This window comes from Caballeronia glathei, from assembly GCF_000698595.1.
GTDB lineage: Bacteria > Pseudomonadota > Gammaproteobacteria > Burkholderiales > Burkholderiaceae > Caballeronia > Caballeronia glathei.
Genome location: NZ_JFHC01000035.1, coordinates 59404 through 83726 on the forward strand (window position 1 = coordinate 59404; position 24323 = coordinate 83726).

Sequence of the window (24323 nt, forward strand, 5' to 3'; positions counted from 1 at the left end):
ACGTCAAAACTTGTTCCCAAGTAAAAACTGAGCAAAAGATGCCGCTATTAACCATGTGGTCCGGGGCCGCCGCCGAGTTTCGCCGGTGAAGAACGAATCCGGATGCACTGAATTTACAAAGCTTCGCGCGAACTCACTTGTTCGCGCTTCCATGACTTCTGCATTCTGGTTCGTAAGGCCAACATCCTGTAGTGATTCGATTAATGGCCGAGTATCTGAACACGTCACACAGGGCATCGGTTGCCCAGCATGAGTACCAGGCTCGGGAGGCAGATAATCACCCAATGGGCGGGGGAGGCTGCGGTCCCCCAAGGGGGCGAGCAAAGCACCTTGCCCTGCCTCAGGGTCAGAAGTCGCATCCAGACTGACTTTTGCTGTCGCTCTGGCGCGGGTCGTGTCGAGGTGGAAGGTGCACCGCGTCGAGGCCCCGTGGAACACACTCGACTTCTTGGATGAGGAAAAAAGACGTTACTAATCAATATGTTGCATAATAATCTTCACAGTGTTTCACGGGGAAAGGCATTCCCAGTAGGACCAATGGGCATCCGGATGAGCGCGAATCGCGTCGTTGGCAATAAGCGGAGGGCGGATGCCTGAATCGTAACGTCCAATACGTATTTCGTCGCATTTGTTACTTCTCGACGAGAAGTCCGCGTCTTTCCGCGGTGCTGGTGATCTCTAACGCGACGGCGCACGCCGTACCCGCCGCTTGTGATTGCCTGAAGAGTGTTTCGAGTTGCATGATCCAAAAGAATAACTACCCGAGGATCCGGCGCAAGCTATGGGGCGCTTTAGTCGCCGTCCCATTTCGACGGTAGCTGCGGCGGACGCCTATCTCGGTGATAGCCAATCCATTGCACGAAGCGGACGCCGCATTAAGGCACCGGAAGGGCGCCTTTGGCGTCCGCGCTATCCTTTCCCGCCCCGAAGAGGGCCCTGAAAGGCGAGTTCTGTCGCGTACTGGATCAAGCAGCGCGCATCCCGAACCGGGTCGACCGATACAGCAACTGATTCAGTTAGAACTCGACACGTTGAAAATGGTGAAACACGGATACGCGTGTTTGCCTTGGGAGCATCCTAGCTTGACATGTGGCGCGTCCGGCACGCTCCCTCAAGTCGCTTGGAGTGACGCAGGCGCTTGCTGGGTCCCTCGCGGTGACTAGACAAGATCGGGATTCGCAGTTCCGCCGGCAAAGATCAGCAAGTCGGATTAACGCTTGCGCGAGCTGCTCGTGACCTCGAATCCGACAGCCGTCTTGCGGAAGCCCTTGTATTCGTCGCGGGACGAATAGTGACCAACGCACGCGATCGCGGCATCCAGCATGATCGACGCGAGTTGCACTGGCGACATCATGCCATCGTCCCGCGTGTAAGCCATGAACGTCTCATCGCTGGGTTTTAACCCCGGCTCGATTCACGCGCTTGTGACACAAAAGCCCGACCTGCTAGCGAGGCGCGTCTGTTCTCGCAAAATCCCGCACCGCTGACTGATCGCATTCGGCACCGATTACACTCATTGGATCTAGCGCTAGGAGTGACCCATTCAAAGGCTGCACTCCGGCAACAACGCGAACGGCTCCGCACCTTTGGAGGTAACAGTATGCTGCCAGAGTCGAATCTTGACGCCGAAGCACGCGCCGAGTTGCTGTGCTATCTCGTGGTGTCCCATTTGGTCGCGCGTGCAATGGTCGGCGAATGGCTTACAGTCGAGCAGATCTATGAATCCGCTCGGATCTGGCTGCGCGCCAATGGTGGATCAGCGGACTGGCCCGAGCGATTACAGCTTGCTCGAATGTCTCTCGAGCTCGCACCTCGGATAGCGGTGCTTCCGTTTCCAAAAGACGAAGCGTCGCTCGGCAAACTGTTCGCCGACAGGTGGCAACTGGACTACCGGTCTGCGATCGTTCGTGGCATTTACGACGCGTGCGAGCGGGACCTGCGTGGCAGTTGATGATCATCTCGCTGCCTGAGAACTTCTCCGTTGCCCGCGACAAAGTCCACGGCAATCGCGACTTGCCGTTTGCCGGTGTCGAAGTCGATGCCTCGGATATACCGGACCTTGATTCCCGAAGCGGCTTCAAAACTGATTCGTCATTCTTCGCATCGTCTTCCAGGGTTGGTTGCAGCATTCTGCCGCAACCAACCGGGCCACAGCTATCTATGCCGCGAGGCCGGGGGCCCGCATTGCCGGGCTCACGTCCGCCCCTTGAGGCCTCGCGCTACCTATTTCGAATTCGAAAGAGGCAGTAAGTTTGGTCCCGAACCGGCTTTAGTCCCGGCTGGAAGTGGCATTTTCCGGCGGCGGCCTCACAAGCGAGTCCCAGCCTTATTCGAGGACGAGGGCCTAATACACGAGACGGCCAAACAAATAGCGGGTGCTGCAAAGAGAGATGGAGTAGATGTGTCTTTTCGCCGCGCGAAGCAGACCAATCCGAAAGGAAAACCGCGAGCAGAAATTGTCGAATTGCTGAAGGTCGAGAATCGGAACCCATTGAGACGCCCTCGCGACAGGCACGTGTCGCCGTTAGCTCTAGCGGCATCCTACGAACGGGGCAGGGCTGAGGGGAAGCAGACCTCGATCCGCGAAGCGTCGAAGGTTAAAAGCTTCGATCGCGCCATTCTCAGTAGCAATTGCTAAGTTACCCAAAGAGGTTCTTGCTATCCGAAGGCGAGAATCTTTTGCAAGTGCTCGGTGAAACGCTACTCGAACTGCAGAAGGCAATAGGTACCGAAAGGATGAAAGCGGCTGCGCAGTCGCTGAGCGAGAAGCGTCGCGTACGTTCGACCGATGAAATGGTGGCCGCATTGGCGCGAGTTCATCAGCAGGGCGACATCAAGAGCAAAGTTCGACGGGGCGACAAGCGCCTCGTGTTCGAGTTTTACTGCGCAGTGGGGCGACGCAGGCGCCTTGCTCGCTGGTGCTGAAGAGGGCTGAAACCGCTGCTCCAAAGCTTCGTCGACACGCTGCGCCACGGCCCACGGATGCAAAAGCAGTAAGTTAAAATCGATATACTGAATCGTCCACCCCCGCCAACCTATCGCGTCAAGCAAGGCGAAGGCGCTCACGCCGCTGGTGGCCTGGACTTCAATGGAAAGCCTGCATCAGGGCGCTGCACCACACGATCCAAAGGTCGCCGCTCATTTCAACGTCATCGAGCCCTCCCTGAAATTCGTCTTGTCTCAAAGCAACGGCACTTCGCAACTTGGCACGCGCCGCTTAACGGCATCGCTTACTCCACTGGACCGGACGCCGTGCAATACTTGCGAATTGTCCCTGCCAGCATGCGAATAACGGTGATGACCAGCCCCCTTTCCACGTCCATCGGGTTTAACTTCAACCCGCTCGACCGTCGCTCCGACAAGCGGGACGACGACGCCTTCATCGAGCATCTACGCTGCGGCCCGGCCGCGCGTTTTCTCGTCTTCGACGGTGACGTCCCGTTGCTCAAACGCGGAAGCGAACACGACCCGTGGTTCATCGCGAGCGAAACGGCCGTCTTCGGCAAGCCGCATCATAGCGTCTTCCTCGGGGAGGAAAGCGACGGCAGCGGACGTTTTGCGCTCGGCTTCGCGCTCAGCCTCTCGCCAGAGGGCCCATCGTCGGGCTCGGTCCACGATCGTATCGACCTTCGCTCAATCGCGCTGCAGGGCCTTGTGGCTGCTGGGGTGCTCGGAATACTGGGCGAGGCGAAGGCGATGCTCGACTGGCACCGTCGCCACTCCTTCTGTGCGAACTGCGGCTCCGCAAGCCGCGTCACGACGGCCGGCTGGCACCGCATCTGCGACGCTTGCGGCGCACGGCATTTCCCGCGGGTGGATCCAGTCGTGATTATGCTGGTGGTTGATGGCGAGCGGTGTCTGCTCGGACGCCAGCGCCATTTCGCCCCGGGAATGTACTCGGCGCTTGCTGGTTTCGTTGAACCGGGCGAGACCGTCGAAGACGCCGTGCGCCGCGAAGTGATGGAGGAAGCTCGCTTGAGGTGTGCAAAGGTTGTTTACTTCGCGTCGCAGCCGTGGCCGTTTCCTTCATCCCTGATGATCGGCTGCTTTGTGCACGCACGCGATACAGACATCGTCGTCGACACGTCAGAGCTCGAAGACGCTCGCTGGTTCTCGCGCCCGGAGGTCGCGGCGATGCTCTTGGGAACGCATGCGCGCGGGCTGTCGACGCCCAAGCCGTTCGCCATCGCCCATCATTTGCTTCACGCGTACGTTGCTGAAGGTGCCTCCGTATTGCGTGGCTGAGCGCACCGCGGCAAAAGCTCCGCCGAAGATCCCGCTATAAGGAGTGCTAACAGTCGCCCGCAATCGCTTGGTGCGCACGACTAGAAGGAGCACTTGCGGCGCGCAGCGTCGGTGGCGGCCGATTCTTGCCGGACCCCGGGTTGACTCGAATGACGCTTGGGGCCCGACTCGGCCCTTGGGCGTGGCGCCGTCGTGATGGCCGCTTCAGAATGCAACGGTGATTAATCTGATGAACACCCTCCGCACCTTATAAGTTACCGGTGAGAGGGCGCTGAGGTGGACGTCAACCGTGCGTCGGTCATGAAATGCCGGTCATACCCCCTACAACGGTCGTTCGTGAAGTGGCAATACCCTGGAAAGAAGTCGGATAAGCTCGTCAGACGCTAGCCGACAGGCGCGACGCTGCGGACAGCTCGAACGGGGCGGTGGCGACATGGACAGGATCGGACGGAGGGCATGGCTGTCCAGCCGGGGACGACATCGTAAAACGAAGCTGAGGGGGCCCACCGTGCAGCGCCGAGCCTGACGTTCAGCATACCGCCTTGGAAGATGATCACGACTGCATCTTGGCGACTTTGGAAGCGATGCGTGGCGTAGCGAACGCCGGCCTCCCCGGAAGCCGTCATGTTTTTGTCCGCCGATTTGAGCGCCCGTTTCAGCCCAGATCGATTATCTATGTTTGTCGTGTTGATGAAGAGGTGGAATCGCCAGGCTCGCTAGCTGAGAGGACTTCGGACTCGGTGGTCGCGGATATTGTCAAATAACCCAGCGATTTCGCCGTAAAACAGCCGTGCATATGCCACGCATGAGTTTAAGGTCTGCGATGCGATGAACGCTCTTAACGACAATCAATAGAAAGTCGTCTCGCTAGCATGTCTCGCTCTTCGCTCTCCGCACAAACGGTGGCATAGTGCGAGCATGACATCCTCAAGGAGACCTCTATGGCCACCCTCGAACAAATCCAAGATAGAATGAAACGACTCCAAGCACAGGCTGAATCCTTGATGGCGAAGAAGGCGAAGACGGTGCTCGGCGACATCCGAAAGCTGATGGACGAGCACGGGCTGACCACCGCCGATATCGACGCGCACCCTGCTACGAGAAAACACGGCGGCCGTCCGGCAGGCGTAGCGTCGGCAAAAGCAAGCAGGGGCAAGGCAATAACCAACGCGAAAGCGGCAAAGGGCAAGTTGCCACCGAAGTATCGCGATCCAAAGACTGGCGCGACATGGAGTGGACATGCTCGCCCTCCGGCCTGGATCTCCAAGGTTCGGGATCGTACGAAGTTCCTGATTGATGGCTCTGGTGCTGAAGCGGGCGCAAATGGTGTGAGCAAGGCAAAGGCTGCGCCTAAGAAAACTTCGGCCGCGGCAGCAGGAACCGTTGCAAGTACGGGACGGAGCAAAGGGACGCTACCTGCGAAGTATTGCGATCCCAAGACTGGCGCGACATGGAGCGGTCACGCTCGTCCGCCGGCCTGGATCGCCAATGTCCGCGACCGGACGAAGTTTCTGATCGACGTCGCGGCTACCGCCCCAAGCGATGCCGTTGCGAAGAAAGGTATCGCCAAGAAGGCTGCCACCAAAAAGATCAGCGCGGCGAAGAACACAGCGACCGGAACGAGGACTTCCGTAAAGAAGGGGGCCAAGAAGGCCACGGTTTCGTCGACGAAAAGCGTTGCTGGCAACAAGACCGCGAAGCCAGCATCTAAGAAGGTCGCGAAAAGCAAGGTGATAGCCCGCAAAACCGCCGCCGCGAAGAAGGCGCTCGCGCAGTCTGATGCCTCTCTTGCGACGGAGATGATGGCTGGGCCCGACAGTGGTGCCGGTCAGCCAGCGGTGTAGCAGGGCAGCGATAGGACAAGCTCCGCGCCGCACTTGAAGGCAAAACGCCCCTCCACTGTTGCAGCGAGGGGCGTTTTTCGGTTAGTGCCCGATTTAAAGTGCGGCGTCCTTCAGCTTCTTCAGCGGGCGCACTTTCAGGCGCACTGTGGCCGGTTTGGCCGCGAACCACTTGTCTTCGCCCGTGAACGGATCCTTTCCGAAGCGCTTTTTCTTGGCCGGTACGTCCTGAGCCACCACCTTCAGGAGACCCGGGAGCGTGAATTCCTTAGCGCCTTTCTTGTGGACCGAGGCAAGCACCGTTTCTTCAAGCGCCGCCATCAATGCCTTCGCGGCTTTCGGTTCCACGCCAGCACGGCCGGCCAGGTGGACGGTGAGCGACGCCTTCGTGAACGAGTCCTTGATGGGCTTCAAGGGAGCCGCGGCCACGGCTTTCGTCGCGGCAGGTGCTGCGACCTTCTTCGCAATAGGTGGCTTGGCCTTCTTGGCAACAGGGGTAGCGGCTTTCTTCGGGGCCGTGGCGGCGGATTTCGTTGCGCTTGCTTTTGCCATATGTTCCTCGTCGTCGTTGATCAAAGGTTGGCCTGAACCCTTGCCTTTGAATAGTCGTCGACTTACGCAAAGGGCCAATTCCTCAGGCTCCCGATAGCGTATCAATGCGAGCGCGAACGTGCAATGCGTTGAGCCCCGAAAACAAAGGGTTTGCGGCCGATGCGATGCGAAAGCGCCGGTATGTACTCAACTTCAGACGGCCGAGCGACTCCCTGAGATCGCGAACGGTATATTGGCGTGGCGCTTGCGCGTCTGGGTGTGCCCGATCATTGACGACAACCCGTGGCAACGTATCCACGCCGATCTGGCAACCGTGCGCGCTGCAGGCTTCAGCGAGGCGAACATTGTCGAAGTCATCGCATTGAGCGCACAGTGCAACTTCGTCAACAATGCGCTCGATACCGAAATCGCCTTTCCGGTCGTGGAACTCGAAGTCGTATGACCGATACCATCCTACATGGGACTAGGTCGCCCTCTTAGTATGAAATTGGGCTGAGAAGGGCAGGAGCGCCGAATTCCTGCACCTTCGCATTCGATTGCTGGAAATACAGCGTCCAGAACTGCTTCAGCGCCGTCATCGTCTGGGGATCGCGATAGGCATTTTTCGACCTGATATCGCCGGAAAGCAGCCCGGCGCCGATCACATAGACACGCGCTCCCCCGAAGTCGGCGATCAGGCCCGCCGCATCCGCCTTCTTCAGTTCCGCCGCCGGATCGACGCGCCGGACGGTGTTGTGGGCATAGAAGCTCGCGACCGAACTGTTTTCGAGCATGTCCGACGCGAGGAACAGCACGCGGTCGGCGGCCGGAGAGGCGCGCACCTTGTCGCCGATATCCTTCAGCGCGGCGAGGATGTCCGACTTCGCAAGATCATTGGTCGCCGCCGACTGGACCTGCGCGACCGCCGCTAGCAATGACTTTCTGGCGAACGCTGACTGGCCCGTCATGCACGCGTCGAAGGTGCGTAGCGCGCGTTCACTGACGTCGTCGCGCAGCTTCGCCGGAATCGGCGCTTCGATGACGCCGCGCATCACCACTTCCGTGTAGTGGCCTTGCGAGAAGGCCGAAAAGTCGAGGAGCGTATAGGCGCTCCCCGGCTTGATGGCGGCAGCGGCGGTCGCGGCGATCTGCGCTTGCAGCTTCTCATCGAAGACGGTGGTCTGATCGATCGCCATGAACAGTTCACGGTCGATTTCACCCGCTGCGGGCTTGATGTGATTAGCCGCATAACAGCTTGGAATGTCGTTACTGATTCCCGCCATCGCGGTACTTGCGGACAGGGTCAGTGCGGCCGCGGCCCATGCGTTTTTGACAAGTGGCTTCATGGTTGACGGTCAAACCTTGAACAGATCATCGAGTTGCGATTCGAGCGCGGTTTTGGCCTGCTCCGCGCGCTCCTTTCGCAGCTTGATCTCGGCGATGACCTGCGTCCGCACCGGTTCGTCGAGGCGATAGATCAGCTCCTTCTTGCGCGCGAGATCGGCGGTCCCCTCGATTTCCGACACGAGTTCGTCGATCGTGGCGCTCGCCGCGACTTCCGCGGCGGGCGGCGGCGTCACGGGCCGCGCGGCTGCACCTTCAGCCGGCCGCGTGTCGGCAGGCGCGCGAACCGGAGCGGCATCGAGATCGGACTGCGCGCGTAACTCCATCACGTAGTCGCGCAACGTCTTCGTGAACGTCTTGCCCGAGATGTCGGCGTTGTCGGCCATCCGCTTCTGAAGATTTTCCAGTTGCGACTGCGTGATCGCGCGCAGCGGTGCGAAGTAGTTGTTGTAGTCCTCGAAGGTGGTGAAGCCCTTCGTCGTCTTCCACGCGGCGCGACTCTCGCGACCGCCGAAACCCCACGCGAAACCGCCGAAGATCCCGACGATCTGCGTCACCACGAAAATCACTGCGAGCGTGATGAAGGCAGCGGCGCCTTCGCTGCGTGTCGATGACGACTCTTCCGCGCGCGCCCGGTCATCGGCGGCCTTCTGGCTAGACACCAGTTCCGCGGGGATCGCGTTGGCCGTGGCGAATGGATTGCCGGCATCGGCGCTCTGACTCACGCCCATTGCTTCACGCGTCTGCTCGGCGTTGAGATTGCTCCAGCGCATCCACGTCGACGTCACGGCGATGATCAGGATCACCGCAATCGTCACGCCCACCATGAAGTAGCTGTGGTTGGTGCCGACGCGGTTCACCACTTGCGTATAGTCGGGCTCGCCATCGTCGAGCGACTGGTCATCATCGAGCTTGACCTTGCGGCTCGAGAAGCGCTCCTGGGTCTTGTCCTGCTTCCATTGCCTGCGGCTACGGACGACGAGATTCGAGCGATACAACTGATGCCCGGCCACGTGCGTCAGGAACACCATGATCACGCACAGCACGAGCACGATCGCCACCATCAGCAGCGCGTGCGTATTCGCGCTGCCCTCGCGGGCCATCCAGCTTCCGAGCAGATATGAAAACCCGAGACCTTCGGCAATGACCAGTACGGTCAGGAGCGCGAGAAGCCACACGGGCGTCGGTGAACGGCCGCTGTCATCGGCCTTGGCGAGATACGCGTTGCGCTTGTTGAATTCATCCCTCGACAGATAGGAGATGAACTTGTTGTAGTCGCCACAGAGCGTGCGTTCCGAATCGGTCCATCCGCCCTGTCCGTGAATTCCGTGGCGCGCGAGGCGCGCAGTCTTGCCGAGCACGGGGAACGTGTATTTCCAGTGGTTCAGCCAGAACTCCAGCGTCGAACGGTACGCGAACGCGCCGACCGCGACGAGTGCGGCCACGACGCACCAGATAGTGGTGCTGAGATTGGCCTGTATGAGGTCCATCATGATCGTTCTTCCTATTCTTATGTGCGCGCGATGACCGGCACGTATTCGACAGTGAAATATTGGCTGCTCTTATGGCGCACGAGTTCGCCGGCGGTCGCCTTGCCGTTCGCGAAGATGATGTCGGCGCAATCGAATACGCCCGCGTTATTGACGAACACGCGATACAGCACGCCGCCGTCCACGGCATAGGCATTCACTTCGGGAGACAGGCGCACCTGCGCGGGGCCGGCCAGACCGCCGTTCTGCTGATAGTCCTTCCAGACCAGCAAGGTCGGCTTCGAGCCGGCTGTCGAGCCGTTGCGAAGGACGGATACGTCCTTCAGCGCGAGATACTGACCGTTCAGCGTCGCGCCCCAGCTGCTGCCGTACAGGTTCTGCACGTGGTCGCGCACAGGCACGGCGCGATCGTCCGCGACCGACTTCATCGCGTGGGACACACGCGGGCGATCGTTCATGCAACTCTTCGAGACGGGCGCTTCGTCGGCGACCGCTTTGGACACCAGGGAGAACGACGGCGCGGCGGGGGCGGATGCAAACCGAAGGCCGATCGCGGCGGGCATCGTTTCGCGCCAACCAAAGTCGATGCTGTCGGACATCGCGCCCGGCACCGTGGCGACGGGCACGGCTGGCCCGGCTTCGACAGGCGAAGCGGAACCGGCCGAAGCCGTGGCGATCCGGGTCGTGGTCGTCTGCGCCTTCTTCGGACGTGCGAGCTTCTGTGCAGCAGCCGTCTGCGTCTGAGCGGGCTTCACGCTCGCGGCCTGCACGCGGGTGTCGTCTGCTTGCGATGGCGACGAGCGATAGTACTGATACTTCGGAACAAGGCTGCTCGCGTAGCTTTGCAGGATGTCGGGTCTCGCACCAGCGAGGTCGACGATCTCGACACGACGATTCTGCGCACGTCCTTCTTCGGTCCGGTTATCCGCGATCGGCAAGGTCTCGCCGGCGCCCTGATAGAACGCGTTCTCCGCTGTGACGCCGTGCTCCGAGAACAGCTTGGCCACCATGCGTGCACGGCGCTCCGACAGATCGGCGTTCAGTTCAGAGTTGCCCGTGTCGTCCGTGTGGCCGATCAGCAGAATCTTCGCGTTGGCTGCGGCGGCCTTGTCGGCATCGCCGGACGCTTCGGCTACGCGGGTCGACGTCCGGTACTGCTCTGCGATTTCAGCGAAGTAGATTTTCGCGTCGGGCGTGAGCTCGGCGGAGCCGGTCTCAAACTGAGTGTGGCGCGTCGTATCGACGATCGTAAACGAGCTTCCAATTTGCTCGGTCTTGCCCGTGTCTGCCGCCCGGACTTCAAGCGGAGCGGCCGCGTACGTGAGGTCATGTTTGGCCGCGATCTTTGAAAGCGCGCACCGCCGACCGTCGACGGCATGGCCGACCAGTCCGCCGGCAATGCCGCCCGCCGCCGCGGCAATGGCCGCCGCCGCAACTTTGTTCTTGGGCGCAATGACGGCGCCGAGAATCGCGCCGATGCCGACACCGACGGCAATACCGGTGTTCCGGCTGCTGTTCGCGCAGGGGTCAGGATTGGCGAAGGTGCTCTCGAATATATTGAGTTCGCCTTGCCCGGATGCATTTTCCGTGGTGCCGCTCTGCTGCAGGCCGCCGGGATTCGCGCATCCCGTTACAGTGAAAACAGTGACCGTAGCCAGCCATAGCGGCCTTGCTTTGCCCAATGCACTCGACATTAGCCCCTCGTTGTTTGTTTTTTTCTCGCGTCCGTTCCAGACGCTGCTTTTTCGTTCGCCGTCGGATCGCGCATGACAGGCTCGTCTGAGGGGTATACGGCATGTTCTTACTTAAACTTTAGAGTGTCCTGTGGCGCGTCTCCGCGGTTCGGAGAAATGTGCGGTGGGAGAAACAATATGCCCGCGTTCGGCCGCAACTGCGAGTTGGCCGATCGAGGTCTGTTTTAGCCGTTTGACGCCACACCGCTCGCAATCGTCCAGACTACCGACATACCTATAGCACTGCGCGAACCTTGGCTAAGGCCCACGATCGCGCGGGGGTTCGATTGCGCCGCCGGCAGATCGGCAATTGCTGACATTGGGGCGGGTTGGGTTCTACATCAGCAAGGTGGCCGATTGCTGACGTCGGCGGTGTCGAGAAGCCGGACGGCAGCTTACTCGATCAGTGAACTCACACTCCCGACCCTCGACAGTCCTTCGCAAAACTCAAAAGCAGTTGCTCATGCGCGGTGTCGCGCCCAGCGGTGGGATTTCAAAGTGAAGAGGTTTAGCTCGACGTCTTGAGTATCCGGTCGAAAAACTCAATCATCTTTGACCATCCTCGCTCGGCCGCCACCGAGTCGTAGACGGGGAAGTCCGGCTTCATCCAGCCGTGCGCTGCTCCGACATATGTCTCTGCACAGTACCGTACGCCGGCTTGATCGAACGCGCTCTCGAGTCGCTGCGCCATTGCTAGCGGATAGTTCTCGTCGCCTTCGGCCGATGCGATATATAGTTCGGCCTTCAATTGCGGGGCATAGCGATGTGGGCTTCCGGGTGCATCGGTCGCGAGATTGCCGCCGTGAAAGCTGGCTACAGCCGCAAAGCGATCGGGATATGTACCTGCGGCGGCAATGGCCATGCCGCCACCCATGCAGAAGCCGACGGCACCTATCATTTTACGCTCGACATCAGTACGCGCGTCCAAGTAAGTCAGAAGCGCTCCCGTGTCCTCAGCTGCCTTTTCGTTGCCCGTGGTCGTCATCAACGGGCCGAGGATCGACCGCACGTTACCCTTGAACACTTCCACAGGGTCAAACGGCCCATAAAGGCCATACCGAAAAAAGGTCGGGCAGCAGAACAACATAGCCGGCGTACGCTAGGCGCTGAGCCATGTCCAATGCAGCAGGCCTGACGCCACCCGCATCCATATAGAAAATAATGGCAGGGAAACGTGTTCCCGTATTGGACGTGAAAACGTGAACGGGGCACACGCCGTCGCGAGTTGAAATGTTCACCTTTTCAAAGGTCATGGCTTCGTACGTCTAGTGGAGAGCAATAGATGAACGTTTCATGGAGTCGCTCGAGTTGAGATCACATAGTGGGAACACGAAAGGAAATCAGGTGAGATGAAAGGGGTTCAGACATCGCGTCGTCTCCTTTTAACGAGGAAGGTCAGCAGGGCGTTTGCCGAGCGATTGTCACGATTCTACTCGCTCCGTCGAATGACCTTTTGTGGCCGACTCCGGGTCGACGTTGACCGGCGGAGTGCTCCGCCATTAATCGGTCCGCGTCGGGCAGAAGTTGACAGTGGACTCAACCGGTCGAGATGGTCATAAATGGGCGTCTGCTAACGCAAGCAGAGCAGGCAATCCGACGGCAAATTCTTCAACTCGCTGAACCCGAATTGTGAGCGACGACTGTCTAATGTGGTTAGCCTAAGGCGCCCCGCAGATCATTGTGCTTAACCCTGGTCATGGGGCTTCGGTCGACGTGCGTCACATGCACGAACGATTTCCTACAAGAGCCTCCGCCTCTCCGGGCGCGCTTGAGCCGTTCGTCTCAAAGGCGATCAGATGTCCTGCTTCATCCCACAGCCACGGCCGCACACCATCGCTGCATCATTGACTCGGACGAAAGAAAGTCGGGCACAGATCTAAAGTTTTCCCTTTTTGAAGCCGACAACACTTGTAGGCTGGTAGCGCGCGATCCTCCGGCGGACTGCCGCCGAACACGATTCGAGCTTTCGCTCAACCGGCACCTCGCGGAACTGGGGCATGGAAACATCCTTTTAAACACTGTAATTATAAAATTTGAAAATCGCATGAATACGAAAAATATTGTCGCTGTCGGCCTCGCAATAGCGCTGTGTGGCTGCTCGGCGATGCAACAGATTTCATCACAACCGCAGACTACGTCCACGACTTCGCCATCTGCATCGTCCACAGCAGGAAAAAACCAGCAGTCAACTTCAACCGCCGATGGCCCCAGCATCCAGAAAATCCATGTCAGAGGAATCGACGGTGAAATTATCGGTACACCTGCGAAGAACAGCAAATTTGCGAAAGTGCGGATTGGTATGGGTCAGAGGGAAGTCGAAGACCTGATCGGTGCTCCGAATGACTCTCACGACTACACTACAGGTAAGGCATTTATCCCGTTCTATTTTGGAAAGGACGCTTATCGTATTCAAACTTTTTACAAGAAAGAAGGTTCTCTTACCTATCAGGGTGGGGGTATTAGTGGGACCAGCAAAGTGCTTATCCGCGTGAGTGTCGATACGACAGCGGACGGCTATGTACATGACGGCAAATAATCAATCAATGTGATTGATTGCCCGAAGACGGCCAGTTCGTGCAAGCCGAGGTAAATCGCGTGTTTTTGGGCTTGCTGACACACATCGCTAGCCACGCTACGAATGGCTGGAAAGGCGTTTTTGCGAACTCGTCGATGCCAATTCACGAATGTCTGGCATCCGAACAAGCTGTTGCGCGAAATCTGACTAGGGCCGACCACCGTTGAGCCGGTTGCGGAAGATCGAGGTCGGAACGGCGATCTTCCGCGCCGACGACCCCGCGAACTTCCGCGCCGAGCAGCCGCCACGCAACTTTCAAGCGCGAACGGTCCCTATAAGACGGGAAGCGCCGCTTCAGCGAGACGAACATTGTCGAAGTCATCGCGTTGAGCGCACAGTGCAACTTCGTCAACAATGCGTTCGATACCGAAATCGACTTCCCGGTCGTGGACCTCGAAGTTGTATGACCGATACGGGGAGCTTTCGCTCCTCGTTTTCTAGGAGACACGCCATGACCCGCACCGTTGCCGAGAAGCGCGCCACGTTCCGTGCAATGCACAATTCCGGTTGTTTCGTTCTGCCCAATCCGTGGGATGCCGGCAGCGCCCTCTACCTGCAGACACTCGGCTTCCAGGCAATTGCGACGACGAGTTCCGGCTTCGCCTGGTCGGTCGGGCACGCCGACAACACGTTACCCTGCGATGCCGTCCTCGAGCACTTGCGCGATATCGTCAACGCGACAGACCTGCCTGTGAACGCAGACTTCGAGAACGGCTTTGGACGCGACCCCGCCGGCGTCGCTGAAAGTGTCAGACTGGCTGTCGACACTGGCGTTGCCGGTCTGTCGATTGAAGATTCCGCCGGCGATGCCGCGGCACCGCTTTTCCCCATCGACGTCGCCGTCGAAAGGCTCAGCGCGGCGCGGCGCGCCATCGACGAAACCGGAGGCGACACGTTGCTGACCGGCCGGCCGGAGAACTTCTTCGTTGGTGCACGCGACCTGGTGACACGATCACGCGTCTGAAGGCGTATGCCGCAGCCGGCGTCGACTGTCTGTATGCACCCCTAGTATCGATGCTGCTTGCGGTCGAAAAAGATGGCGAAAGGTTGACCGAAAGCGAGGTCGTCGCGAATGTACTGCTGATTTTCGCGGCCGCTCACGAATCCACCTCATACATGCTTGGCAATCTTTTGATCACTTTGTTCCGGAATCCGCCGCAGCTTGCGTTGCTTAGAAGCCAGCCGGAACCCGCCTCGCGCGCAGTGGCCGAGGGTATGAGCTATGACACTTCGGTGTAAAAGATATTCCGCACCGTGCTCGAGGTTACAGAGGTCTGCGGTGTGCCGTTGACTCAAGGAACCGCGATTCTGCTCTTTCTCGGTTCAGCAAATCGCGACGAGGCGCACTATGATCGCGCGGACGAATTCCTTATCAGGAGCGAGCGGCCGAAACGGGACAACCGGATTCTGAGCTCGGGGATGGGCCACATTATTGTCTGGGTGCGCCGCTCGTCGTGTACCAGCTGGAAATCGCGCTCAAAACCTTATTCACGCGCCTGCCGCACCTCACAATCACGAACCTAGATACGCTTCAATGGATGCCTCGTAATTCGTTTCGAGGCGTCGAAAAAGTTACGGCGACATGGTGAAGGAGATAGAAATCTGTCACTACTCCAGGCGCCTTGCGATCCTCGCCCCCAGCGCTGGTGACGGTGGCGGGGCCAGTCCATTGGCGGCAATGGCGTCATTCCCGCCGACTGAGGTTTGCGTCTCACGACGTGCGGTCGAGGCCCGCACCGTCGTTGCCGCAGGTCGACAGATTACGCAACCCTACGGTGTGCGAGCGGACAGTGCATGGCCACGCAGATGATCGCGTCTCCGTCCGCTCTGGTGAGAGGCTGGTTCTCGACCAAAATAGCGCGGGTCGACATCTGGCTCCGCCGTTCCGGATGCCGACAGCTCGCGTAGCAGGTGGCGCGGGGCCTGAAAGTTTGGCGACTCGGGATGGGTGCGCAGCGTGTCTCGTTAGACACGCCAAGGTTGCCAAGCCCCCGCTGCTAACCCAGTACGTTAGAGACGTTCGCGACGGACAGGCGGTCCGAGTATAAGGGGTTGGCCCGCTCATGAGTTGCCTTCAGCGCAATTCCTAATGTGTGAGTTGAGACGCGCTCACTTCGAAGTCGGGCATTTTCATGAGAGCTGGGCGGCCCAGTGTTCCTCGCTCACGATGACCAGAGGGACTCCGCTGGCAGCGTAATCGACGGCTTTCTGGATTTTCGTCCCGTACGTTGAGTGTAGCCAATCACGCGACCCGATTTCGCCGATGACAAGGTAATGCAGCTTTTTGGTAATGCCGTCAGCAGGCAGGCCACCGCGAGTCGCTACCTGCTTGTGGCACCAGTCTCGCGTCCCGGAATAAAACTTTCCAGTGAAGCAAAATGAACGGTCCACAAAACTGAGGTCCGGATATGGGCGAGTGAGAGGAAGGGTGGTCGAATCTGACGACCCGCCCGACTGCGGCGCTTTGTTTCCGCCGACAGCTTGGATGAGCATCCCGAGCAGTTCGCCTTGCTCGTGTAGATCAAGGACTCCGTCCGATAAGGCCTCCGCGATGCGCGGGTAAAGAACATTGGCGGGCCACGCGCTTGCTACGTCCCGGTTCGATTCCATCCACTGCAAAAGATACTCAGCCTCGCCGTGGCTGACCTCTCCATCAGCCGTGACGCCTTTGATGATCCCGATCAATTCGTCAATACGGCGATTCGTAACCGCTTCTGCTCGGTACGCCCGGATCAGTGGTTGTCCATCTTGGTCTAAGAGGTTCGGCATCGGGGCCTCGTCATTCGTTGTATTTAGGGCCATAGAATCGCTCGTTGGCAATCCGGACCGTTAGTTTCGTCGATCGCGCCAGGTCGGACGCCATGCATCTTAGCGCCTGAGAGCATCAGTGGGCAATCGCGGGCCGACACCCGTAGGGCGCGCAAAAAGGCCTGCATGGGGCGGGCACGGCGCGCGGGCCTCCGAACGTCTGCGGATGACACAGCCGAAGGTCGCCCGGCAAGGTGCGGGATCTTGAAGACGCGATCGGCGAGGCGCGGTTTGCAGGCATGCCGTGCGGGCCTAACCGACGGCCGCTGGCGGCGCTTACGTTGCTGCGGCCCGGTAGATCGTCGGAAGCGTCGACGCGGCGAACCGGCTCGCCGCCGCTCGGATCCGACGTGCAGGGACAGTTGCCGATCGGCTTCGTCCAAAACGCTGCGTGCAGCGGCGCCGTTTCCCGCGCTATTAGTAAATCTCAGGGGAGAGCGTCAGCATCGCACTTGAGATGTTGCCGACGAATGGACGCAACGCGACCGCCCGATGTCTGCGTTCGCTGTGCATGTCCAGGAAGTCTCGACCGAAACGGCGATTTCCTTGCTGGTCTCAGCGGGGGGGGGGGGGCGCCGCAAGACAATCGTCGACAGGGGCGACCCCGACCGTCCGCTGACGTCGATGTGCTTCATCGATCTGCCAACATGTCGATCGATTGCCCTCGATATCTGCTTGCTGACCGATGCCGACATACCTGGAAACTTCGTTGAACATTTGAGGTTGCGCCATTAGGTGCCGGCGCGCGCGTCGCCTGATGCCTTTAAGGCATGTTCCACCGCAGAAAACGGCATTGGTAGCCGGTTGGCCGTCGACCATAGTGAAGTCCTCAGAGGCGCAGCCTCTCACCTGGTCGATTGCTACTATGTCTATCCTTGGTTCCCTGATCGCCACCGACGTCGATTTAGAAAGCATCCGGTTCCGAAACCAGCCGGACTAGGGCGGCACCTCTTTGTATGATCCGTCAGCATTCGGTCACATACCGATTCCGCTCGCCATTGATGACGCGGGCTCGGGGACCGGTCCGCCGGTTTTTGCAGACCGGCGGCAACGGCGATGAATACGATGGTCTGGTTTCTCGGCGCGCGCTACCGTCAATTAACTTGGTTGATCCCGCTTTACGTCGATACCGAGTTGCTGCTGCGCACGAGTCTCCTGATGCATCGCCACGCGGGTGACGGTCCAGCATGGCGCTCGCCATCGTTGGGTTGCGCCGTGAGCAGCGTCGGCGCGTGCTCGAATGGTGCGTTCTCCCTCGACCTCTCTGGCCGCTCCGTCCGCCGTACAAGATGGTCCTCGATCTGCTCGGCAAGGCCGCACGTTGGCCGCGGCGACGCGGCGCCACGACAAGCTTTTCAGGACGAGCGAGTTCGGCCCTCATGTCGGCTGTGACCGAAACAAGCTCGCGATCGTCGTGAGCAGCTTGCAGCGCGTGCTGAATCGCCTCGGCACGACGTCCGAAAACGTTCAGCGGCGACTAGAAAGACCGGTTACCTGCGCATTAAAGTCAGTGTGCGAAATCGTCGCCCATCGAACAGCGCGTCGGCCACGAAGTCAGTTCACCTCAAAGCTAACAGGTGGGCCGTCACTACCGTTTTGGCGCAAACGTAAGATCGGCGCGAGGTACAGCGTTTAGACAATAACGCCCCGCTGAGCTATCGATTCGCAAACGACCACGAATATATCGAGATTGCGCACCTTGAACATCCTTTCAGAAGTCCAACACCGCTGGCGGCGGCTCCACGTGGCGTGCTGCCCGCGGGCCATCAATTTTTCTCGCTGGCCGGTCAATGACGGCCTCAGCAACCAAACAATCGCCACGAGTGTCGGGAGGACGACGACGTGCCAAGCCGAGGGGAATCGGCCGATCGAATCGCTTTTCAGACGACCGCGTCCTTCCACAACGGTTGGGCGCTGGCGCGCCAGCGATGATGGTCGCGGGTTTTCATTCGAACGTCCAAGAATAACGTCTCCTTGACGAACGATGCGCGCTGCCGACGTCTTCGAAAAGTGAGTGGTACAGATGGTCGCGCCGCTCTCAGCGGCATGGTCGAAGACGAAGCGGCGCGAGGTCCAGGCTACCCCGGCATCGGCGCAAAACACCGAGTTCCCTTCGGGCCGGTAGACCTGAATGTGGTTATGCGCGACATCGTCGGTGAACAATGCATGCTCTCCCCGTGAGGCGCGCGAGATTGACATGTGCCCCGCACTATGTCCGGGCGTCGGATGAAACACGAGTCCGTCCAGGTATTCGCCTCCAATGTCTGGCATCACGACCGCTTGGTTCGCTTCGATGACGGGCGCGATGCTGTCATCGAAGATCTTGCGGCAGCTCTTGCCTGCTGCGTCGAATAGAAATCGCGTTCAGCCTGCGATAAAAACGTACTTGGCATTCGGGAAGGTCGGCATCCACCGGCCTTCAGGCAGGCGGGTGTTCCAGCCGACATGGTCCACATGCGGATGCGTGAGCAGCACGTGGTCAACCTGATCAGGCCCTACGCCGATGGCCGCGAGCCGCTCGAGAAACGGGTTGTCTAGGTGATCGCACAGCGGCCTGAACGGCCGGCTCTTGCCATTGCCGATTCCGGTGTCGATCAAAATCGTCTGGCCATGCATCTGCACGACCCAAGTGCGCACGCTGAGCGAAAGTCTGTCCGGCGCGGCAGCCATTCCCGTCCGATCGAGCAGTTCGACATTGTCGGACGCATCCCAGTCCGAATAGATGAAGCCGGGCGTAAGCGTCGTCCAGATGGTTTCGGTCACGCGCGTAATGCTCGCGTCGCCGGCCGTGTAGGCAAGGCGACCGGTTCGCGAAATGTTCGAGTACCACCGCACGTCTGATTGGCTTGTTCTCGATCGGGCAGCAGCGGGCAGCCGTTCGCGCCCACTGGCTGTCAGCGCCTGCGCGGCTTCAGGCGGAACGGTACGAGCCGGTCCGGAGCCGTCAGGCCGAGGGCGATCGGCAGCACTGGCGCGTTGTCGGCCAGTTCGGTTTCGAACGCCTGAATGAAACGTGCGAGCACCAGCGACGTTTCCGCGAGCGCGAATTGCGCGCCGACGCAGACGCGGGGCCCCGTGCCGAACGGCAGATAGGCGAAGCGCGGCACCGCCGGCGCACCGGGCAGAAAGCGGGCCGGGTCGAATGCTTCCGGGTCACGCCAGTAGTCACGATGATGATGCAGCACCCACGGGCTGATGATCACCAGCGTTCCGCGCGTCACCGACAGCTTGTCGAACTGGTCGGGTTCGATGCATTTGCGGGTCATCAGCCACGCGGGCGGATAGAGACGCAAGGTTTCACTGATCACCGCGCGCGTGTAGGGCAGCGCATCGAGGGCGTCGGCGGCACGGTCCGGGGTCAAGTCGACGTCGCGCACCTCCGCCGCAACGGCGTCCTGCACGTCCGGCGCGTTGGCGAGCAGGTACAACGCCCAGTACAGCGTCAACGCGGATGGCTCATGACCCGCGGCGATCATCGTGCCGACCTGATCGCACAGCTCGACGCGATCGAAGCCGACGCCGGTTTCCGGGTCGCGTGCGCTGCGCAACGCGTCGAACAGATCGCGTGGGCCGTCGCCCGCTTGCGGAAGGCGCTCCCGCGCATCGATGATCCGACCAATCAGCGCCAGCCAATGTCTACGAAAACCAGCGCGGCCGATACTGCGCAGCGATGGCATCCAGTGCGGCAAGACGAGGTCGCCGAAGCTCATGTAGGCATGACGCTGCAGGAACACCTGCATCGCGGCGCGCACCGCCGGCCCGTAGTCACCTATCGTGACGGAGAACATCGAGCGCGCGGCAATCTTCAGCGCCAGCGTCTGCATCGCAGCCAGCAGATCGAGCGGCGCGCCGTCGTGTGCCGCGAGCGCGCGTATTTCTTCGTCTGTGCATGTGGAGACGTGTCGCGCGAGAATCGGCAGCATCTTCGGCGCGAGCGTAGGCGCAATCGTGCGGCGCTGAAGTTTCCAGCGCTCGCCGGTGGCGAGCAGCAATCCGTGCCGGCCGAGCGGGCGGACGACCCGGATCATGCTATCGGGCCGCGCATAACTGCCATTATTTCCGACTAGCACCCGGTGAACCAGTTCCGGCTTGTTGAGCAGCACCCACTTCTGGTGGAACAGACGCTCTTCGACGTAATCCGCCTCGTACGCATGCCTTGCCCAAAGGTGTAAGCCATTGCGACGCACCGCTCGCACGAATGCGAACGAAGATGCGCTCTTCTCCGGCAGATCGGCCAGCGGCTGCCTGAAGAGGGGCGTGCACTCTGGCGTGTGCGGCAGCGGTGCGTCGGCTGGCGGGGTGGGCGAGGTTTGCGATTGCACTGTCAAGACATCCTCCGTCGGCGAGTCGGTCAGGTGGATCCTGGAGCCGTTCCCTCGGAACAACGTTCGGTGCGAACTATCTATTCCCACTGCGTCTCCGAGTCCATGCTGCGGATCGAATGTCGCCGATGTGGTAGTAGCTACAGATCCCTGTGTATAGGCAGAAGGGTCTGGCTTTTGGCGAGGGTGAGGGCAGCCCCATCGACGTTCGAGCGGGCACGTATCGGGGCAATGCGAAGCCGGATTCATCGAGGACGAGCGGCCGCGTGGTATCGGCTATGAGTAGCTCCCGGTGCGCCGGCTCCCGAGCCGTGAAGCTTGTCGTTCGCAGACGACAGGTGCGACTAGCTCGGCCGTGACCAGTGCCGCGTGTCATTGTCCGCATTCGCGACAGTTGACGACATGGCCCTCACGAACACGGCCATGACCATTCTCCGGACAAGCGCCGCGCAGACCGCGCGGTCGTCGCGCGCACCGATCCGAAGGGTGCATGATCATGAACACGGTGACACGAAAAACGGCGGCATGCCAACGATGAAGATGGCTTTAAGGTGCAGGATCCCGGTGATGATGCCTCGCGCGATAGCGAGTGAGAAGGCTAAGGTCCGTGTCGAGAACGCCGGCGGCACACTGACGAACGTCAGGCTGAGCGCGATTGCCCGCGCTCACGCGCAATCCGACGACCGCGCCTGAGCGCACAAATCATTTGCGAACCCGGTAAAATGCTCGCGAGCCGCGACAATTGCCATGAAACTCATGCGGACGCTTTTCCTACTGTTGCTGTGCGTGATGCTGCCATCCGTGGGCTGGCAGCGAGCGGCGTCGTCGGTGAGGGAGACCATCTCAGGGTCGCCCAACAGCGACCACCACTGGGGCGCGAGCGTTCCTGATACGGGTCGGCTCGGCGCCGACGAAAACACTCGGCTCGGCAACGTCGGGGCCGCTTAAAGTTCAGTCCCACCGTGCAGCCGGCAAATACGGCACCGACAGAAGGGCTTGCACAGGGGCCCGAATGAAAAAGAACACGCGCTGTCAATGTTTCTCCGTCCTTCTACCGGCGCTTCGCTTGCGGCGACGTTGACAGTTGGCTCGCCCGAAAGACCCACGCGCAATCGCGTCACCCCGGGCTGGCCTGGATCGATGGTTGTATTGACCGGCAGCCGCTGGAAGACCCTGGTGGTTGCTCGTGGCGATGTCGGGCGCAATCGGCGCGAACGCGACGCCCGTCGCCGGCGCAAGGCTATCGCATGGCCCCTTAGGACCAGCCCCGGAAAGCTGCCCCACCGTGATGCGTGCCGGCCGATACCGAGATAGGGACATGATGCGAATACGCAAATGCGACACGCAAGGCCACTGCCGCCCCCATCGAATGAGCGAGCAGCGTGGTTGCGGCGGCAGCGCGAGCGCCTGCGATGCTTCGTCACAGTTTTTGCCATCGTCGACGCCTGATGGTCGGCATCCTCAGGCCATGCAGAGTCTCCATGACTGAGCAGATCGACCGTGAGAACCTGAGCGCGCGTGCACAGCGCTGCTGCGACTTCGAGCCGGACTTTTGCTGACAGGCCGTGCAGCAAAGGACGGGGGTGTCACGGCCGCAGGGCGCAAAAGTCTTCTCCAGGTGCGCGCGAATAACGTGGTCGCTCTGCAACAGGTTGGGAGCCGCTCGACGCCTCCTAAGCTGCTAAGCAATTGAGCTTAAATGGTTTTCCCCGCTCGAACTCATAATCCTAAATTTCGCAATAAAGTTTTCCATTCGAAAGGGCACGCCTTTCGTGCGCTGTCGCATAAAGTCCGTCTGAACTTCTAAAGGTAAGCGGCGTAATCGAGAGTTACACGCTCACCACAGGGAGCTTTTTGGGCGACTCAAGACACTGGCTAACCATGAAAAAAAATCTTCTTATCGCAGGCGTGCTCGGCACACTGGCGGCATCGGCTCAGGCACAAAGCAGCGTCACGCTTTACGGCAGCCTAGATGCGGGCCTCGTATACACGAATAATTCCGCTGGACACAGCAACTGGCTGGAGGGCAGCGGTTCCGTCTCCGATACGTACTTTGGTCTGCGCGGCATCGAAGACCTGGGTGGAGGGTGGCACGCGCTCTTCAGATTGGAGAGCGGCTTCAACCTGAACAACGGCCGCTTCACCGAGAACAGCACCATGTTCAACCGTCAGGCTTACGTCGGCTTGCAAAGCAATCAGTTTGGCACGGTTACGCTCGGCCGCCAATATGACTCGGTGGTCGACTATCTGTCGCCGTTCGCCGAATCGGGCGCCGGATACGGCAACAATCTGGCAGCGCACCCGTTCGACAACGACAATCTCGATCATTCGTTTTCGATCAAGAATTCGGTCAAGTATCAAAGCGCGGAGTATGCGGGTCTCAAGTTCGGCGGTTTGTATGGCTTCAGCAACGACGCCGGCCAGTTTGCCAACAACCGCGCATGGAGCGCAGGCGCTTCATACGCTAACGGTCCGTTGAATATTGGCGCGGCTTATTTGCAGACTAACAACTCGCGCAATCCGAACGCGAATGGCGCGGTGTCCGCCGGGCAGGGTAATAACAGCAACCTGTCGGCCGAATTGCAACGCACCTTCGGTGCAGGGCTGAACTATACCTACGGCCCGGCGACGGTCGGCTTCGTTTGGACGAACACGCATTACGACAACCTGATCGCCGCGTCGCAAGGGGGCACGTCGTTTGCGCTGCCCGCGAACACGAACCTGCACCTCAACAACTTTGAGTTGAATGGCCGCTACGCACTGACGCCTGCATTGAGCTTCGACGCGTCCTATGCATACACTGACGGCAAGGTGACGGGCGGGAACGGCTCGGGCGATCCCAAGTGGCACACGGTTTCGCTGCAGGCGGACTACTCGCTCTCGCGCCGTACGGACGTATACGTAGAAGGCGTGTATCAGCACGCATCCGGCGAACTCGGCAATGCGGGCGCAAACGTGGCGATGATTAACACGCTCTCGCCGTCCACCACTCAAAACCAGGTCGCGGCAACCGTGGGGCTGCGTCACCGCTTCTAAGAGCGCTTCGGGGAGCCACTTACAAGCGGCGTCGCGAGTGCAAAATGCGCCGCGATCGACTCGATCGCGCTCGTTTTCTTGTCTCCACTGAGCGGCGCCTGGTACTCCTAGCGTCCTCGTTCGGGGCTTTAACTTACTCACACACGCATTCAAAATCGTTTCGAATCACACAGCCTCCCTATTATTACCGGACACACGACACCTGTTCGGTCGTCGTCTTGAACCGCGTGAAGTCCGGAACCGCACCGTCGAGTGCGCGGCATATGGGCAATCAGTGCTCCGGGGCTGCATACAGAGGTGGCCTCACTCGTTCGGACAGTCTTCTGAGATTTTTAAGTGGAACGTCCGGGGCGGTCATGCTGCCAATTTGATCGCAGGCAGCGTCGCGAAGTATGCCT

At 59.9% G+C, this 24323-nt stretch carries 21 protein-coding genes and 1 pseudogene; 9 read left to right on the forward strand and 13 right to left on the reverse strand.

Translation table 11 applies throughout. The features are described 5' to 3' along the window. Positions 1-1210: 1210 nt before the first annotated feature. On the reverse strand, positions 1211-1378 hold the full coding sequence (locus BG61_RS42895; protein ID WP_161783692.1) for a hypothetical protein: 168 nt from the start codon (positions 1376-1378) through the stop codon (positions 1211-1213). A gap of 222 nt (positions 1379-1600) precedes the next feature. Between BG61_RS42895 and BG61_RS39340 the strand changes: the two genes are divergently transcribed. After that, positions 1601-1951 carry a hypothetical protein gene (locus BG61_RS39340; RefSeq protein WP_051672697.1) on the forward strand — a complete coding sequence of 117 codons (351 nt, stop codon included), beginning with the start codon at positions 1601-1603 and terminating at the stop codon, positions 1949-1951. A gap of 749 nt (positions 1952-2700) precedes the next feature. Here the strand turns inward: BG61_RS39340 and BG61_RS21520 are convergent. Then, positions 2701-3066, reverse strand: coding sequence for a hypothetical protein (locus BG61_RS21520; RefSeq protein ID WP_035941902.1), 366 nt, complete (start codon positions 3064-3066; stop codon positions 2701-2703). A 231-nt stretch (positions 3067-3297) separates the two neighbouring features. Here BG61_RS21520 and nudC point away from each other — a divergent pair, with 231 nt between their 5' ends. Both nudC and BG61_RS21530 read left to right on the forward strand, forming a co-directional pair. After that, positions 3298-4245, forward strand: coding sequence for an NAD(+) diphosphatase (nudC, locus tag BG61_RS21525; protein WP_035941903.1), 948 nt, complete (start codon positions 3298-3300; stop codon positions 4243-4245). A 941-nt stretch (positions 4246-5186) separates the two neighbouring features. Further along, positions 5187-6089 carry an H-NS family nucleoid-associated regulatory protein gene (locus BG61_RS21530; protein ID WP_035941904.1) on the forward strand — a complete coding sequence of 301 codons (903 nt, stop codon included), beginning with the start codon at positions 5187-5189 and terminating at the stop codon, positions 6087-6089. 93 nt (positions 6090-6182) lie between these two features. Here BG61_RS21530 and BG61_RS21535 read toward each other — a convergent pair whose 3' ends face one another. Continuing rightward, positions 6183-6638: an HU family DNA-binding protein gene (locus BG61_RS21535; RefSeq protein WP_035941936.1), complete on the reverse strand. Its 456-nt coding sequence runs from the start codon at positions 6636-6638 to the stop codon at positions 6183-6185. 244 nt (positions 6639-6882) lie between these two features. Between BG61_RS21535 and BG61_RS21540 the strand changes: the two genes are divergently transcribed. After that, a complete protein-coding gene (locus BG61_RS21540; RefSeq protein WP_152565231.1) occupies positions 6883-7080 on the forward strand; it encodes a carboxymuconolactone decarboxylase family protein in 198 nt (65 codons plus the stop codon). A 34-nt stretch (positions 7081-7114) separates the two neighbouring features. On the opposite strand, the gene BG61_RS21545 is transcribed toward BG61_RS21540, so the two are convergent. From BG61_RS21545 to BG61_RS44645, 5 genes are all read right to left on the reverse strand, one after another. Then, on the reverse strand, positions 7115-7900 hold the full coding sequence (locus BG61_RS21545; RefSeq protein ID WP_233469212.1) for a hypothetical protein: 786 nt from the start codon (positions 7898-7900) through the stop codon (positions 7115-7117). Positions 7901-7972: 72 nt separating this feature from the next. Then, a complete protein-coding gene (locus tag BG61_RS21550) occupies positions 7973-9454 on the reverse strand; it encodes a hypothetical protein (RefSeq protein ID WP_035941910.1) in 1482 nt (493 codons plus the stop codon). 17 nt (positions 9455-9471) lie between these two features. Further along, positions 9472-11145, reverse strand: coding sequence for an OmpA family protein (locus tag BG61_RS21555; protein ID WP_035941911.1), 1674 nt, complete (start codon positions 11143-11145; stop codon positions 9472-9474). A 547-nt stretch (positions 11146-11692) separates the two neighbouring features. Further along, positions 11693-12214: a dienelactone hydrolase family protein gene (locus tag BG61_RS21560; RefSeq protein WP_206540606.1), complete on the reverse strand. Its 522-nt coding sequence runs from the start codon at positions 12212-12214 to the stop codon at positions 11693-11695. A gap of 4 nt (positions 12215-12218) precedes the next feature. Then, positions 12219-12437, reverse strand: a complete 219-nt coding sequence (locus tag BG61_RS44645; RefSeq protein WP_206540607.1) for a dienelactone hydrolase family protein — start codon at positions 12435-12437, stop codon at positions 12219-12221. Positions 12438-13228: 791 nt separating this feature from the next. On the opposite strand from BG61_RS44645, the gene BG61_RS40205 reads away from it, so the two are divergent. The 3 genes and pseudogenes from BG61_RS40205 to BG61_RS43320 all read left to right on the forward strand — a co-directional run bounded on the left by BG61_RS40205 (position 13229) and on the right by BG61_RS43320 (position 14998). Beyond that, entirely contained in the window at positions 13229-13720 is a 492-nt protein-coding gene (locus BG61_RS40205; protein WP_075584200.1) for a hypothetical protein, read from the forward strand. A gap of 490 nt (positions 13721-14210) precedes the next feature. Next, positions 14211-14764, forward strand: a pseudogene (locus tag BG61_RS21565) (isocitrate lyase/PEP mutase family protein); the annotation flags it as partial. A 9-nt stretch (positions 14765-14773) separates the two neighbouring features. After that, positions 14774-14998, forward strand: a complete 225-nt coding sequence (locus BG61_RS43320; protein ID WP_169743316.1) for a cytochrome P450 family protein — start codon at positions 14774-14776, stop codon at positions 14996-14998. An 891-nt stretch (positions 14999-15889) separates the two neighbouring features. Here the strand turns inward: BG61_RS43320 and BG61_RS21575 are convergent. From BG61_RS21575 to BG61_RS45005, 5 genes are all read right to left on the reverse strand, one after another. Continuing rightward, positions 15890-16528 (reverse strand): BRCT domain-containing protein, encoded by a 639-nt coding sequence (locus BG61_RS21575; RefSeq protein WP_063741090.1) that lies wholly within the window; start codon positions 16526-16528, stop codon positions 15890-15892. Between the two features lie 1671 nt (positions 16529-18199). Beyond that, positions 18200-18730 (reverse strand): MBL fold metallo-hydrolase, encoded by a 531-nt coding sequence (locus BG61_RS42050; protein ID WP_152565232.1) that lies wholly within the window; start codon positions 18728-18730, stop codon positions 18200-18202. A gap of 201 nt (positions 18731-18931) precedes the next feature. After that, complete coding sequence (locus tag BG61_RS42055; RefSeq protein ID WP_152565233.1) at positions 18932-19330, reverse strand: MBL fold metallo-hydrolase; 399 nt, start codon at positions 19328-19330, stop codon at positions 18932-18934. A 131-nt stretch (positions 19331-19461) separates the two neighbouring features. Then, positions 19462-20979, reverse strand: coding sequence for a cytochrome P450 (locus BG61_RS21590; protein ID WP_152565234.1), 1518 nt, complete (start codon positions 20977-20979; stop codon positions 19462-19464). Continuing rightward, positions 20966-21274: a DUF427 domain-containing protein gene (locus BG61_RS45005; protein WP_152565235.1), complete on the reverse strand. Its 309-nt coding sequence runs from the start codon at positions 21272-21274 to the stop codon at positions 20966-20968. The genes BG61_RS21590 and BG61_RS45005 overlap by 14 nt, the downstream gene beginning before the upstream one ends. Before the next feature lie 38 nt (positions 21275-21312). On the opposite strand from BG61_RS45005, the gene BG61_RS21595 reads away from it, so the two are divergent. Next, a complete protein-coding gene (locus BG61_RS21595) occupies positions 21313-21582 on the forward strand; it encodes a hypothetical protein (protein ID WP_035941915.1) in 270 nt (89 codons plus the stop codon). A 1188-nt stretch (positions 21583-22770) separates the two neighbouring features. After that, positions 22771-23925, forward strand: a complete 1155-nt coding sequence (locus BG61_RS21605; RefSeq protein ID WP_035941918.1) for a porin — start codon at positions 22771-22773, stop codon at positions 23923-23925. Positions 23926-24323: the final 398 nt, after the last annotated feature.